The sequence below is a fragment of the Actinomadura geliboluensis genome (assembly GCF_005889745.1).
GTDB lineage: Bacteria > Actinomycetota > Actinomycetes > Streptosporangiales > Streptosporangiaceae > Spirillospora > Spirillospora geliboluensis.
Genome location: NZ_VCKZ01000775.1, coordinates 1 through 790 on the forward strand (window position 1 = coordinate 1; position 790 = coordinate 790).

Here is a 790-nt window from a genome sequence, read left to right on the forward strand (position 1 = left end):
CTGTGGTTGAGACAGCGGGGAAGTCGTTACGCCATTCGTGCAGGTCGGAACTTACCCGACAAGGAATTTCGCTACCTTAGGATGGTTATAGTTACCACCGCCGTTTACCGGCGCTTAGATTCTCAGCTTCGACCATTGCTGGTCTAACCGGTCCTCTTAACGTTCCGGCACCGGGCAGGCGTCAGTCCGTATACAGCGTCTTACGACTTCGCACGGACCTGTGTTTTTAGTAAACAGTCGCTTCCCCCTGGCCTCTGCGACCCCACCCAGCTCCCCGTGCAAGACGGCTCACCGGACGAGGCCCCCCTTCTCCCAAAGTTACGGGGGCAATTTGCCGAGTTCCTTAACCACAGTTCACCCGATCGCCTTGGTATTCTCTACCTGACCACCTGAGTCGGTTTAGGGTACGGGCCGCCAGTACACTCGCTAGAGGCTTTTCTCGACAGCATGGGATCACTCACTTCACCTAAAACGGCTCGGCATCAGCTCTCAGGATTAACGAGAGACGGATTTGCCTGTCTCTCTCCCTACAGCCTTACCCCGGGACAACCATCGCCCGGGCTGAGCTACCCTCCTGCGTCACCCCATCACTCACCTACTTCCCCCTCGGGTCGACCGCTAGGCCCAGAAGAAGCCCGAAGGCTTCGACCAGGATTCGGGGTCTTAGCATCAGAGGGTTCAGCGTTGGCGCATACCAGCGGGTACGGGAATATCAACCCGTTGTCCATCGACTACGCCTGTCGGCCTCGCCTTAGGTCCCGACTTACCCTGGGCGGATTAGCCTGCCCCA

General features: G+C 58.1%; 1 rRNA gene. It reads right to left on the reverse strand.

The features are described 5' to 3' along the window. Positions 1–790: ribosomal RNA gene (locus ETD96_RS44170) — 23S ribosomal RNA — on the reverse strand; the annotation flags it as partial.